Origin of the sequence: Streptomyces sp. MCA2 (assembly GCF_023544705.1) — a bacterium.
In the GTDB taxonomy this organism is placed as follows: domain Bacteria; phylum Actinomycetota; class Actinomycetes; order Streptomycetales; family Streptomycetaceae; genus Streptomyces; species Streptomyces decoyicus.
In genome coordinates this window covers 80,814-93,999 of sequence record NZ_JAMJFM010000021.1, presented here as the reverse complement: position 1 = coordinate 93,999, position 13,186 = coordinate 80,814, and the positions used below count along the sequence as shown (strand labels likewise).

The 13,186-nt window shown below is 72.9% G+C and carries 13 protein-coding genes; 5 read left to right on the top strand and 8 right to left on the bottom strand.

Going from position 1 to position 13,186, the window contains the following annotated elements; genetic code table 11:
* Positions 1-70: 70 nt before the first annotated feature.
* On the top strand, positions 71-664 hold the full coding sequence (locus M8I34_RS19390; RefSeq protein WP_250050715.1) for a PadR family transcriptional regulator: 594 nt from the start codon (positions 71-73) through the stop codon (positions 662-664).
* A gap of 111 nt (positions 665-775) precedes the next feature.
* Here the strand turns inward: M8I34_RS19390 and M8I34_RS19385 are convergent, their stop codons facing one another.
* Positions 776-1,756 carry an acyl-CoA dehydrogenase family protein gene (locus M8I34_RS19385; RefSeq protein WP_250050686.1) on the bottom strand — a complete coding sequence of 327 codons (981 nt, stop codon included), beginning with the start codon at positions 1,754-1,756 and terminating at the stop codon, positions 776-778.
* Positions 1,756-2,925, bottom strand: a complete 1,170-nt coding sequence (locus tag M8I34_RS19380) for an acyl-CoA dehydrogenase family protein (protein ID WP_250050685.1) — start codon at positions 2,923-2,925, stop codon at positions 1,756-1,758. Before M8I34_RS19380 ends, M8I34_RS19385 begins: the two co-directional genes overlap by 1 nt.
* A 211-nt stretch (positions 2,926-3,136) precedes the next feature.
* Between M8I34_RS19380 and M8I34_RS19375 the strand changes: the two genes are divergently transcribed.
* Both M8I34_RS19375 and M8I34_RS19370 read left to right on the top strand, forming a co-directional pair.
* A complete protein-coding gene (locus M8I34_RS19375; protein WP_250050684.1) occupies positions 3,137-3,919 on the top strand; it encodes an SDR family oxidoreductase in 783 nt (260 codons plus the stop codon).
* A 135-nt stretch (positions 3,920-4,054) separates the two neighbouring features.
* Positions 4,055-5,212 carry an acetyl-CoA C-acetyltransferase gene (locus M8I34_RS19370; RefSeq protein WP_250050683.1) on the top strand — a complete coding sequence of 386 codons (1,158 nt, stop codon included), beginning with the start codon at positions 4,055-4,057 and terminating at the stop codon, positions 5,210-5,212.
* 7 nt (positions 5,213-5,219) lie between these two features.
* Here M8I34_RS19370 and M8I34_RS19365 read toward each other — a convergent pair whose 3' ends face one another.
* From M8I34_RS19365 to M8I34_RS19350, 4 genes are read right to left on the bottom strand one after another with little or no spacing between them, the layout of a single operon-like run.
* Positions 5,220-6,272 (bottom strand): NAD(P)H-dependent flavin oxidoreductase, encoded by a 1,053-nt coding sequence (locus M8I34_RS19365; protein WP_374210943.1) that lies wholly within the window; start codon positions 6,270-6,272, stop codon positions 5,220-5,222.
* Between the two features lie 11 nt (positions 6,273-6,283).
* Positions 6,284-7,030, bottom strand: coding sequence for a CoA-transferase (locus M8I34_RS19360; protein WP_250050681.1), 747 nt, complete (start codon positions 7,028-7,030; stop codon positions 6,284-6,286).
* The gene (locus M8I34_RS19355) at positions 7,027-7,866 is read right to left on the bottom strand and encodes a CoA transferase subunit A (RefSeq protein ID WP_250050680.1); all 840 of its coding nucleotides are present in this window, start codon (positions 7,864-7,866) and stop codon (positions 7,027-7,029) included. Before M8I34_RS19355 ends, M8I34_RS19360 begins: the two co-directional genes overlap by 4 nt.
* A 3-nt stretch (positions 7,867-7,869) precedes the next feature.
* Positions 7,870-8,643: an enoyl-CoA hydratase family protein gene (locus M8I34_RS19350; RefSeq protein ID WP_250050679.1), complete on the bottom strand. Its 774-nt coding sequence runs from the start codon at positions 8,641-8,643 to the stop codon at positions 7,870-7,872.
* An 82-nt stretch (positions 8,644-8,725) separates the two neighbouring features.
* Between M8I34_RS19350 and M8I34_RS19345 the strand changes: the two genes are divergently transcribed.
* On the top strand, positions 8,726-9,532 hold the full coding sequence (locus M8I34_RS19345; protein WP_250050678.1) for an SDR family oxidoreductase: 807 nt from the start codon (positions 8,726-8,728) through the stop codon (positions 9,530-9,532).
* A gap of 24 nt (positions 9,533-9,556) precedes the next feature.
* The gene (locus M8I34_RS19340; protein ID WP_250050677.1) at positions 9,557-10,474 is read left to right on the top strand and encodes an SDR family oxidoreductase; all 918 of its coding nucleotides are present in this window, start codon (positions 9,557-9,559) and stop codon (positions 10,472-10,474) included.
* Positions 10,475-10,529: 55 nt separating this feature from the next.
* Here the strand turns inward: M8I34_RS19340 and M8I34_RS19335 are convergent, their stop codons facing one another.
* Both M8I34_RS19335 and M8I34_RS19330 read right to left on the bottom strand, forming a co-directional pair.
* Positions 10,530-11,969, bottom strand: a complete 1,440-nt coding sequence (locus M8I34_RS19335; protein ID WP_250050676.1) for an MFS transporter — start codon at positions 11,967-11,969, stop codon at positions 10,530-10,532.
* A 117-nt stretch (positions 11,970-12,086) separates the two neighbouring features.
* The gene (locus M8I34_RS19330) at positions 12,087-12,878 is read right to left on the bottom strand and encodes a uracil-DNA glycosylase (RefSeq protein ID WP_250050675.1); all 792 of its coding nucleotides are present in this window, start codon (positions 12,876-12,878) and stop codon (positions 12,087-12,089) included.
* Positions 12,879-13,186: the final 308 nt, after the last annotated feature.

The following is a 13,186-nucleotide window of genomic DNA, read 5'->3' as shown; positions in this document are numbered from 1 at the left end:
GGGGAGTTGGCGATCTCCGCGGCGGGCCTGCGCGGACGCGGACCGTAGACTGCGGCACGTGACGGAGAAGATGGCGGGCGCCGTGAACACCGGAGACGCGGAGCGGCCTGCGCTGCCGGCCACCAGTTGGGCGGTGCTGGGCCTGCTCTCCTTCGGTGAGGAGCTCTCCGGCTACGACCTGAAGAAATGGTCGGACGGGTCGCTGCGCCTCTTCTACTGGAGCCCGTCCTTCAGCCAGATCTACGGCGAACTGAAGCGCCTGGAGAAGGTCGGTTACGTCAGCTCCCGGATGGTCGCCCAGGAGACCGGCAACCGCGACAAGCGGGTCTATGTGATCACGGACGAGGGGATGGCGGCGGTCCGCCACTGGGCGCGCGAGGCGCCGGTGGAACCTCCCGTCCTCAAGCACGGGGTGATGCTGCGGCTGTGGCTCGGTCATCTGCTGGAGGCCGACCGGATGCGTGAAGTGCTGGGCCGCCACCGGGAGTACGCGGAGACGATGCGGCAGCGCGCCGAGGTGGACGTCGCGGGCGCCCACGCCGAGGAGGCCTGGGCCTACCCCTCGCTCGTCCTGAAGTGGTCGGAGCGCTACTACACCGCCGAGCGGGATCTGGCCGATGCCATGCTGGCCGACCTGGAGGAGCGGGACCGCAGGCACCTGTAGGGGTGTGGGCCGGACGCCAACTCGGTCTGCGGGACGGTGGATTCCTGAGCCCGTGACGCGGGGACGCGGGGCCGTCGTCCGAGACGCCGGACGGCGGCGACACGTCCACGGTCAGCCGGCGAGGACGCGGGCGCGGCAGTCGGCCGGAGTTCCCCACGCGTCCCGCAGCGGGCGGGCCTTGCGGATCCACAGCGAGAGGGCCGGCTCCTCCGTGTAACCGAGGGCGCCGTGCAGTTGCAGTGCCGTACGCGCCGCGGCGTAACCGGCCTCGCCCGCCGCGACCTTCGCCGCCGCCACCTCCCGGCCCGCCGACGGGGCGCCCGCCGCCAGCGCCAGGGCCGCCGCGTACACCAGCGGCTGGGCGAACTCCAGCCCGATGAGGGTGTCCGCCAGCCGGTGCTTGACCGCCTGGAAGGAGCCGATGGGCACCTGGAACTGGGTGCGTTGTTCGGCGTAGGCCACCGTCGCCGCGAGCAGGGCCCGGCCGAGGCCGAGGGACTGCGCGGCGGTGGCGAGCCGTGCGACATCGACGGCGTGCGCGGCGGCCGCGGTCACCGCGGGGCCGCTGGCCAGGACAGTGCCGCCGAGCGGCCGGGCCAGCCGTCGGGCCGGATCGAGGGAGGGCTGCACGGGACCGTGGGCGTCCGTACGGCGTACCGTGTCGCCCTGGACGACGAGGACGGCATCGGCGGCATCGGCGTCCAGCGCGTAGGGGGCTCCGGCGCACAGGCTGACCAGGGCGTCGCCCGCGGCGATCCGCGGCAGCCACACCCCGGCCCCGGCCTCCTCGCCGAGACGCTCCAGCAACGCGGCCGCCGCCACCGTCTCCACCAGCGGGCCCGGCACCGCGTGGCGTCCCAACTCCACGAAGGAAAGGGCGAGTTCGACCGGCAGCGGACCCATTCCCCGGTGCCGCTCGGGAACGGCGAGCGCGAACACGTCCGCCGCCGCGACCCGCGCCCACAGCTCACGTCCCGGCTTCTGCTCCCCGGCCGCCCAGGCGCGCACCACGGCCGGTGTGCCGGACGCCCCCAGCATGCCGTCCAGCGTGCGGGCGAACTCCCGCTGCTCGTCGGTCAGGAGGAACCGCATCACCTGCGCCCCTTCGGCAGGCCGAGCAGCCGCTCGGCGACGATGTCGCGCTGGATCTCGTTGGTGCCGGCATAGACCGGCCCGGCGAGCGAGAAGGTGTACCCGTCGGCCCAACTCCCGTGCGCGGGTGCCTCGTCGGCGTCGTCGGCGAGCATGCCGTACGGGCCGAGCAGGTCCAGGGCGGTCTCGTGCAGGGCGATGTCCAGCTCGGACCAGAAGATCTTGTTCAGGCTCGACTCGGCGCCGATCGACCCGCCGGCCGCGAGCCGGGAGGCGTTGGCGTAGGTGAACAGCTGGTACGCGCGGGCGCCGATCAGCGCGTCGGCCACCCGCGCGGCCAGGGCCGGGTCCGCCGCCCCGGGAGCCTCGCGCCACAGTGCGGCCAGCCGCTCGGCGGCCGCGGTGAAGCGGCCGGGACTGCGCAGCGTCAGGCCGCGTTCGTTGCCCGCGGTGCTCATCGCGACCCGCCAGCCCTGCCCCGGCTCCCCGAGGACGTCCGCATCCGGCACGAAGACGTCGTCGAGGAAGAGCTCGGCGAAGGCCGGCTTGCCGTCCAGGCGGCCGAGGGGGCGTACCGTCACGCCTGGTGCGTCCAGCGGGAACATCAGATAGCTGAGCCCCTGGTGCGGCCGGGCGGTGTCCGGGTCGCTGCGGAAGAGCCCGAAGGCACGATCAGCGAAGGCGGCCCGGGACGACCAGGTCTTCTGCCCGTTCAGCAGCCAGCCGCCGTCGGTCCGTACGGCGGTCGAGCGCAGCGACGCCAGATCCGATCCCGCCTCCGGCTCCGACCAGGCCTGCGCCCAGATGACCTCGCCGCGGGCCATGGGGCCGAGGATGCGGGCGCGTTGGGCGTCGGTGCCGTGCTCGAAGAGGGTGGGGGCGAGGAGGTTGATGCCGTTCTGGCCGACCCGTCCGGGGGCGCCCGCGGCGTAGTACTCCTCCTCGAAGAGCAGCCACTGGAGGAGCGAGGCACCCCTGCCGCCGTACTCCTCGGGCCAGGAGACGACCGACCAGCGGTCCGCGGAGAGCCGGTGCTCCCACTCCCGGTGGGCGGCGAACCCCTCCGCGGTCTCCAGCGACGGCAGCGGTTCGGCCGGTACGTGCCGGGCGAGCCAGTCGCGGGCCTCGGTGCGGAACTCCTCGTCCGCGGCGCCGACTTCGAGGTCCATCAGGCCCCCGCCTCTCGGGTGGCGGTCGCGACCGGCCCCGCCCGTTCGGCGTGCACGGGCGCGTCGTCGTGGGCAGCGGGCATCCGCCCTCCTTCCCTAACAAGTGTTTGGTAGATTAACGTACCGGCACGAGCAGCGTCGAGGCCTCCGCCACCGCCGAGCGCCTTCGGACCCCGATCCGCAGCCGGCTGCGGGAAGAGGAGGCCCACGGATGACACCGCCCCCCTACGTGCCCGGCCATCACCTGCTCGACGGCCGGACCGCCGTCATCACCGCGGCCGCCGGAGCCGGCATCGGCGGCGCCACCGCCCGCAGATTCCTGGAGGAAGGCGCCCGTGTCGTCCTCGGCGACGCCCATACGCGCCGGCTGAAGGAGACCGCCGAGGCGCTCGCGGCGGAGTTCGGCGCCGCCAAGGTCGCGTCCCTGCCCTGCGATGTCACCGACGAGGACCAGGTCGACGCCCTGCTGGCGAGCGCCGAGGAACGCCATGGGCGCCTCGACATCGTGGTCAACAACGCCGGGCTCGGCGGCACCGCCGACCTCGTCGAGATGACCGACGCACAGTGGGGCAAGGTCCTCGATGTGACCCTGAACGGCACCTTCCGCTGCACCCGGGCCGCCCTGCGCCGGATGAAGGACACCGGCAGCGGCGGCGTGATCGTCAACAATGCCTCGGTGGTCGGCTGGCGTGCCCAGCGCGGCCAGGCCCACTACGCCGCGGCCAAGGCCGGGGTGATGGCGCTGACCCGGTGCGCGGCCATGGAGGCCGCCGAGTACGGCGTGCGGATCAACGGGGTCGCCCCCAGCCTCGCGATGCACCCGCACCTGGCGAAGGTGACCACGCCCGAGCTGCTGGCGGAGCTCACCGAGCGGGAGGCGTTCGGCCGCTACGCCGAACCATGGGAAGTCGCCAATGTCATCGTCTTCCTGGCCGGCGACTACTCCTCGTACATGACCGGGGAAACGGTGTCCGTCAGCTCCCAGCATGCGTGAGGCGCGACGGGCGCGCCGGGCCGTGTGCCGCACCGCCCCGGGGAGGGCGCCCGCCGGCGCCCGTCGACCGCGCCGCCCCGCACCGCCTTGCGGAACCGGCCGTCACCTCCGCAGAATCTGACCAAGGAGACCACCATGTCCGAGGCCTATATCGTCGACGCGGTCCGCACCCCGGTGGGCAAGAAGGGCGGCGGGCTGTCGGCCGTCCACCCCGCCGACCTGGGCGCTCATGTGCTGACGGCGCTGATGGCGCGCAGCGGGGCCGATCCGGCCGCCGTCGAGGATGTCGTCTTCGGCTGCCTGGACACCGTGGGACCGCAGGCCGGGGACATCGCCCGGACGTGCTGGCTGGCCGCCGGACTGCCCGAAGAGGTGCCCGGCGTCACCGTCGACCGCCAGTGCGGCTCCTCGCAGCAGGCCGTGCACTTCGCGGCGCAGGGGGTGCTCTCCGGTACCCAGGACCTGGTCGTCGCGGGCGGGGTGCAGAACATGTCGCAGATCCCGATCGCCTTCGCCAGCCGGCAGGCCGCCGCTCCGCTGGGGCTGACCGAGGGCCCGTTCGCCGGGTCCGCGGGCTGGCGGGCCCGCTACGGCGAGGCGCCCGTCAACCAGTTCCACGGCGCCGAGCTCATCGCCGCCAAGTGGCACATCTCCCGTGCGGACATGGAGGAGTTCGCGCTCCGCTCGCACCAACGGGCCGTCCGCGCCCTCGACGAGGGCCGCTTCGACCGTGAGACCGTCCCCTTCGGTGAGGTCACCGCCGACGAAGGGCCGCGCCGCACCACCTCGTTGGAGAAGATGGCCGGGCTGCGGCCGGTCGTCGAGGGCGGCCTGCTGACCGCGGCGGTCTCCTCGCAGGTCTCCGACGGCGCCGCCGCCATGCTCCTCGCCTCCGAGCGGGCGGTGGCCGAGCACGGCCTCACTCCGCGGGCCCGTATCCACCATCTGTCGGTGCGCGGCGAGGACCCGATCCGGATGCTGTCCGCCCCGATCCCGGCGACGGCGTATGCGCTGAAGAAGGCGGGCCTGCCGATCGACGCCATCGATCTGGTCGAGATCAACGAGGCGTTCGCGCCCGTGGTGCTGGCCTGGCTGAAGGAGACCGGCGCCGACCCCGAGCGGGTCAACGTCAACGGCGGCGCGATCGCCCTCGGCCATCCGCTCGGCGCGACCGGTGTCCGGCTGATGACGACGCTGCTGCACGAACTGGAGCGCACCGGCGGCCGGTTCGGGCTCCAGACCATGTGCGAGGGCGGCGGCCAGGCCAACGTCACCATCATCGAACGACTCTGATTCCTCATCAGGCAGGCGGGACCGGCAGCGCGGCCAGTGTCGCGCGCGCCTCGGTCATGAGCCGGTCGACGAGTTCCGCGCAGGACGGCAGATCCTCGATCACCCCGGCGACCTGGCCGGAGGCCATCACCCCCAGATCGGTACGGCCGTCGACCATCGACGCCTTCAGCAGCATCGGGGTGTTCGCGGCCAGCAGGACCTGGCTCCAGGAGAGCTCCCTGCCGTGTTTCATCGCCAGGCCGTCACGGACCATCTGCGCCCAGCTCAGGCCGGACAGCTTCCTGAACGACGCGGCCCGGCGGACCGCCTGGAGCAGCGCGGTGGCGCGCCCGGACCGCTCCAGCGCCTCGACCAGCTCGCTGCGCAGCATCCGGTGCGGCAGCCCGTCGACCTTGGTGGTGACGGTGATGTCCTTGGCGGCCGCCGCCAGATAGCGGTCCTGCACGGCCTGCGGCACGGTGCTGTCCGACGTCAGCAGAAAGCGGGTCCCCATGGCGACACCGGCCGCGCCGTAGGCGAGCGCCGCGACCAGGCCCCGGCCGTCGAAGAAGCCGCCCGCCGCGATCACCGGGATGTCGACCGCGTCCACGACCTGCGGTAGCAGCACGGTCGTGGCGACGCTCCCGGTGTGGCCGCCGCCCTCCCCGCCCTGGACGACGACCGCGTCCGCGCCCCAGGCGGCGACCTTCTCGGCATGGCGGCGGGCACCGACGGACGGGATGACGACGACGCCCGCGTCCTTCAGCCGGGCGATCAGCTCACGCGAGGGGGCCAGGGCGAACGAGGCGACCCGTACGCCCTCCTCCACCAGCAGACGCACCCGCTCGCCCGCGTCCGCCGCGTCCGCCCGCAGGTTGACCCCGAAGGGCGCATCCGTACGGGACGCGACTTCGCGGACCGCCGCGCGCAGCTGCCCGACGGTCATCGTGGCCGAGGCGAGAATCCCGAGTGCGCCCGCGTTGGCCGCCGCCGAGACCAGCCGGGGCCCCGCCACCCATCCCATGCCGGTCTGTACGAGCGGGTGGCGCACCCCGACGAGCTTCGTCAGCGGTGTCTCGATCCGGACGTCCGTCATGGCGTCGGCACCTCGCGCTCGCGGCGCCCCTCCGGGTCGAGGACGGTACGGATCAGCCGCAGTTCGTCCGAAGTGGGCTCCCGGGTGGGGGGCACCTCGTCGGGCAGTGCCAGCGCGAACCCGGTGGCCTCCTGGACCTCCCCGACCGTGACCCCGGGATGTACGGAGGCCAGCCGCATGGTGCGGTTCGGGGTCGCGAAGTCGAAGACGCCCAGGTCGGAGACGACGCGGGGGATGCGGTGGTAGCGGGTCGCGGACGGTCCGGCGGCGGCCGCGCTGTCGTACCCGACCCCGCTGATCATGTCGACTTTCTCGACGAAGACCCGCTTCGAGTGCTTCGGCACCCAGTAACTCACCGGATTGTTGAGGGTGTTGACCGGTGCGCCGCGGACGCCGAGGAGCTGGCGGGCGGGCCGCTGCCAGTCGCCGATGCAGGAGATGTTCTGGTTGCCGAAGCGGTCGAGCTGGCTTGCGCCCATCATCACATGGCGCCGGCCGCCGGAGACCATGGCGAGGTGCTGACGGTAGGGCAGCCAGCCCTCGGCCGCCCCGTCGAGGCCGACGATCATCGCCTCACCGTCGGTGAGGAGCAGATCGGGGGAGAAGGTGCGCTGGGCGAGCCGGGCGCCGATCGACGGGATCAGGCCCATCGGGCTCGCGAGCACCTCGCCGTTGTCGCGCCAGGCGTCGGCGCAGGCGATCGCGCAGTACTCGGCACGGGTCGTCGTGGTGGTGGCGCTCACTGCTGCTCCTCGTGCCAGGTCTGGACTGCGGACTGGTACGCCTTCTCGTCCCCGGACAGGAACCGTTCGGCGAACTGCGGCCAGGGCGTGGTCGCGTAGAGCTTCTGGAAGGGCTCGTCGCGGCCGTAGTCCGGGACGCAGGAGGTGAAGTGCGCGCCGTTCGGGGTCTCGACGACGCCGGTGACCGCGTGCCGCTTGACCAGCAGGGTCTGCGGGACGGCCCCGGCGAAGTCGTCCACGAGCCGCTCGCAGGAGACATACGCCTCGTCCGCGGCCTCGCAGAACAGGTCGTCGAAGTACGGGTCGGGGCCCAGGTACTGGCCGTTTCCGCGCCGGTCGGCACGGTGCAGGTGGACCAGCGCCGCGTCCATGCGCAGGGCCGGCATCGCGACGAAGGTCTCGCCGTCCTCGTAGGGCGACGTGACGGTCTTCAGGCCGGGGTTGACGCGCATCACGTCCGAGCCGAGGCCGGACCGTACGGGCAGGAACGGCAGCCGGTTGGCGGCGGCGTGCAGGCCCCACATGAACATCGCCTCGTCGATCTCCATCAGCTCGAACGCGCCGCGCTGACGGGCCGCGCGGAAATGCGGTTCGAGGGGGATCGAATCGAGGGTCGCGAACGCCGCGACGAGTCTGCGGATCCGGCCCGCGGCGGCGAGCAGACCGACATCGGGACCGCCGTACGAGACCACGGTCAGATCGGTGACATCGGAGCGCAGCAGCGCCCGCACCAGCGCCATCGGCTTCCGGCGGGAGCCCCAGCCGCCGATGCCGAGGGTCATACCGCTGCGCAGCCGGGAGACGACGTCCTCGGGCGTCATGGTCTTGTCGGTCACGGGTCAGGCCCCTTTCGTCGGTGTGCCGCCCGGCGCGCCGAAGGTGTCGCGGACGCGGTCGGCGACTCCGCTGAGGTTCGCCTCGAAGGTGAAGCCCTGCTCGAAGCGGTAGCTGCGCCGTACGTCGACGGGGTCGATGCCGTTGAGGGCGGCCTTGGCCAGACGGAGGAGAAAGCCGTCCTTCTGCGCGATCTCCCGCGCCAAGTCCCGTGCCGCCTCGTGCAGTGCGGCGCGCGGGACGACCTTCCAGACGGAGCCGTGGGCGTGGAGTTCGGCGGCGGTGGCGGTCCGTGAGGTGTAGTAGAGCGCGCGCATCAGGTGCTGCGGGACGAGCCGGGCCAGATGGGTGGCCGCGCCGAGCGCGCCGCGGTCCAGCTCCGGGAGCCCGAAGGTGGCGTCGTCGCTGGCCACGATGGCATCCGCGTTCCCGACGAGGCCGATGCCACCGCCCAGACAGAAGCCGTGCACCGCCGCGACGACGGGGACCTCGCACTCGTAGACCGCCGCAAACGCCTCGGCGCAGCCGCGGTTGGCGCCGATCAGGGCACCGTGCCCGCCGGATGCGGTGTCCCGCTGCATCTCCTTGATGTCGACCCCCGCGTTGAAGCCGCGGCCCTCCGCGGTGAGCACGACGCAGCGGACGGCGGGGTCACGGCCGGCCGCGCGCACGGCCGCGGCCAGGTCGTACCAGCCCTGTACGGGAAGGGCGTTGACCGGAGGGAAGTCGGCGGTGACGACGGCGATGCCCTGGTCCGGCTCGGAGGTGGAGACACCCATGAGCAGATCAGCTACCTTTCCACCAAGCGTTTGTTAGGTAGCGAAGTTAGCAGCGGATGCCGCGCTGCGGGAGGGGTGCCCGTTGAGCCTGGCTCTCGATCTGTCCGGACGGCTGGCCGTCGTCACCGGCGGCACCCGGGGTGTCGGCGCCGGCATCGCCCGCGCCTTCCTCCAGGCCGGAGCGGAGGTCGTGGTCTGCGCGCGACGGCCACCGGACGCCCCGGTCACGGCGGCCGGCCGCCAGGCGCACTTCCGCGCCCTCGACCTGCGCGACGCGGCCGCCGTACCCGCCTTCTTCGCCCGACTCGCCTCCGAATACGGCCGGCTGGACTGTCTGGTCAACAACGCGGGAGGCACGCCCTACCGGCTGCTGGGGGAGGCCGACGCCACGCGGCACGCCCGGGTCGTCGAACTCAACCTCCTCGCGCCGCTGACCGCCTCGCTCGCCGCGTACGAGGTGATGCGGGACCGGCCGGGCGGCGGGTCGGTCCTCATGATCGGCAGCGTCAGCGGCACCCGCCCCTCGCCCGGCACCGCCGCCTACGGCGCCGCCAAGGCCGGCCTGGACCACCTCGCCCGCTCCATGGCCGTCGAATGGGCCCCGAAGGTACGGGTCAACACCCTCGTCCTCGGCATGGTGCGCACCGAACTCGCCGCCCTGCACTACGGCGACGAGGCGGGAATCGCGGCCGTCGGCGCCACCGTCCCGCTCGGCCGGCTCGCCGAACCCGCCGAGATCGGCGACGCCTGCGTCTTCCTCGCCTCCGACCGCGCCGCGTATCTGACCGGCGCGAGTCTGCTCGTCCACGGCGGCGGGGAGCGCCCCGCCTTCCTCGACGCCGCCACCGTCAACCACCCCACCGCGCCCGACACCACGAAGGACACCTGACATGACCGGAAAAGGAGCACGGACATGACCGGCACGGGGATCTGCACGGGACGCGTGGCCGCCGTCACCGGGGCCGGCCGTGGCCTCGGCCGCGCCCACGCCCTGGCCCTCGCCGCCGAAGGCGCCCAGGTCGTGGTGAACGACCTCGGGGTGGCTCCGGACGGCGCCGGTTCCTCGGCCGGTCCGGCCCAGCAGGTCGCCGACGAGATCCGGGCCCGCGGCGGCCGGGCCGTCGCCCACACCGGCGACATCACCACCACCGACGGCGCGGCCTCGCTCGTCGCCACCGCCCTGGAAGCCTTCGGGCGCCTCGACACCCTCGTCAACAACGCCGGATTCCTGCGCGACCGGATGCTGGTCAACCTCGACGAGGACGACTGGGACGCCGTCATCCGCGTCCATCTCAAGGGCCACTTCCTGCCGCTGCGGCACGCCGCGGCGCACTGGCGGGCCGAGGCCAAGGCCGGCCGCAGGCCCGACGCCCGGATCGTCAACACCAGTTCGGGCGCCGGGCTGCTCGGCAGCGTCGGCCAGGGCAACTACTCCGCCGCCAAGGCCGGCATCATCGGCCTCACCCTCGTCGCCGCCGCCGAACTGGCCCGCTACGGCGTGCAGGCCAACGCCCTCGCACCGGCCGCCCGTACCCGTATGACCGAGCAGACCTTCGCCGGGACGATGGCGGCGCCCGCCGAGGGGGAGTTCGACGCGATGGCCCCGGAGAACGTCTCCCCGCTGGTGGTCTGGCTGTCCTCGGCCGACAGCGCCGGGGTCACCGGCCGGGTCTTCGAGGCCGAGGCGGGCCGGATCACCGTGATGGAGGGGTGGCGCCCCGGCCCCACCGCGGACCGGAAGAGCCGCTGGACACCGGCCGAGGCGGGCAAGGCCGCCCGCGAGCTGCTGGCCGCCGCCGGGACCCCACAGCCGGTGTACGGCGCGCGGTGACGCGCGACATCACGGCCCCGGACCGGGCGCCCCCGGTGGCCCTCCACGGCGTCCTTCAGCCGGAGAGCGTGGCACCACCGCGCGCACGCAGCCGCGGCGCGCTGACCGCGAGCAGACCGAAGGCGCCGAGGAAGGCCAGCACGGACGTACCGCGCAGGACGGACTCGATGGCGGGCCCGTCGGCGGCCGCGGTCGACGGGGAACCGCTGATGACCTCCAGCACCGTCGCCGCGACGGCCACGCTCACCGCACCGAACAGCACCAGCGAGGTCAGCACCACGCCCGACGCCGCACCCGTCCGCTCCGCAGGGACATGCGCCTGGGTGGCCACGTTCGTCAGCGCCCACCCCAGCCCGATGCCCACCCCGCAGACCGCGAAGACCACCGCGTACCAGCCCAAGGGCTGTACCCAGGTCAGCACCAGCAGCCCCGCACCGCTGGTGAGCATGCCGCAGGCCATCAGCCGCTCGGCACGCCACCGCAGGGCCAGCCGGCCGGCCCCGTAGCTGGCCGCGCCGACCCCGCAGGACAGCGCCAGGAAGATCACCCCGGCGTGGAACGGCGACAGCCCCCGCGCCTGTTGCAGATAGAGCGCCGAGAGCACCGCGATCAGGCAATAGACCACATTGGAGAGCGAACCCGCGAGGGTGATCACATCGAACTTCACATTGCGGAAGAGCGACAGATCGATCAACGGCTCCGGCGTGCGCCGTTCCACCACCACGAACAGCACGAGGGAGGCGACCCCGACCGCGACGGCGGCCAGAGTGGGCGCGGAGGCCCACCCCCAGCCCTGCCCCTGGTCGACCGCGAGCATCAGGCAGCTCAGGCCGAGGGCGACGGTCGCCGCACCGGGCAGGTCGAGACGGCGGGTCGCCCGCTCGTCGCGGGTCTCCGGCACAAAGCGCAGCACCAGCAGCGCGGCGGCCAGACACACCGGCACATTCAGCAGGAACACCGCACGCCAGCTGACGTGTTCGGCGAAGACACCGCCCACGAAGGGCCCCAGCGCGGTGCCGACGGCGCTGAACGCCAGCACCGTACTGACCGCCCGCCCCTGCCGGTCGTCACGGAAGTAACTGGTCACCACCGCCACGGAAACGGGAAAGATCAAGGCCGCGCCGACGCCCTGCACGATCCGGGCGGCAATGAGCCAGGGCGCGTTCTGCGCGGCGCTGCACACCACGGACAGGCCGGCGAACACCATCAGCCCGATCACGATGACCCGTCGCCGCCCGTGCAGATCGGCGGCCCGGCCACCGACGATCATCAATGCGCCGATCGCCACCATGTAGCCGCTGACCAGCCACTGGAGGTTGGTCGACGTGGTGTGGAAGTCCCGGGCGATGACCGGGAGCATCAGATCGAGCGCGAACCAGTCCATCTGCACGATGAGCATGGACAGCGCGGCAGCACAGATGACTGCCCGGTCCCGGTGGGAGAAGGTGCCGCCCTGGGCGGCCTCCTCGGCGTGGTCCGCCAGGTGATGGCGCACGAGCACTCCTCGGCGGTAAACCCGTAACCAACCGGTCTGCGCAGCCGTCTTGGTTCTCAGGATAGAAGGCGGCGTCCGGCGCCGCATGGCGGCGTCACCCTGGTGCCCCCCGGGGCGTCAGTCTCCTGGACCGGACGGCCCCGCGAGTGCGGCGGCGCGTGCCAGCAGCTCGACGAGCATGTCGAAGGTGAGCCGGCCGGTGAACGTATTGCGCTGGCTGGGGTGGTAGCTCCCGAGCACCTGGAGTTCCCGCCGCCGCCCGGTGGCGGGCAGGGTCAGCCGTACGCCGTGGCCGAACGCGGGGCGGGGCCGGGGGAGCGGCCACCCTGCCTCGCCCAGTACGGGCAGCAGCGCCTGCCAGCCGAAGGCGCCCAGCGCCACGACCGTGCGCAGGGTGGGGCCGAGAAGTTCGAGCTCCGCCGACAGCCATGGCCGGCAGGTCTGCCGTTCGGCGGGTGTGGGCCTGTTCTCCGGCGGAGCACAGTGGACCGGTGCGGTGACCCGCACTCCGTACAGCTCCAGCCCGTCGCCCCGGTGCGTCGCGGTGGGCTGCGAGGCGAGTCCGACCGCATGGAGGGCGGCGAACAGGAAGTCACCGGAGGCGTCCCCGGTGAACATCCGGCCGGTGCGATTGCCGCCGTGCGCGGCGGGTGCCAGCCCGACGATGGCCAGCGTCGCATCCGACGGCCCGAACCCCGGGACGGGACGCGCCCAGTACTCCTGGTCCCGGAACGCCGCACGCGGATGCGCGGCGACCTCCTCGCGCCATTCCACCAGCCGGGGACAGGCCCGGCACCCGGCCACCTGCGCGTCGAGCTCCGCGAGCCCGCCGCACCGCCCCGCGTGAAAGGCGGGAAAGGCACTGTCGTCAGGTCCCGGCGGCGACCCCGCCGCCCCTGTCTCGTCCATCCCGCCACGCTAGAGGACCGACGCGAAGGGTGAGGGGGCACAGGCGGTCGGCGAGCGGATGACGTGCGCTCGTGCCGGCCCGTGTGCCCGGAAAAAAACCTGGTTGCCGTGTTCGTGGCCCTGCGGCTATGGTCCTGGTCATCCGTCATCGAACAGAGGGAGTGGCGAGAGGCACAACGAACACAGAAGAACCGTGATCAGCAGCTCTGCTGACGACTGATCAACGGTTGAGAGGGCCTTCCAAGGCCGGAGTCGGACGAGATCCGACCACCCCTTCTCCGCTGCTCATAACAGGCAGCGTTCTTCGT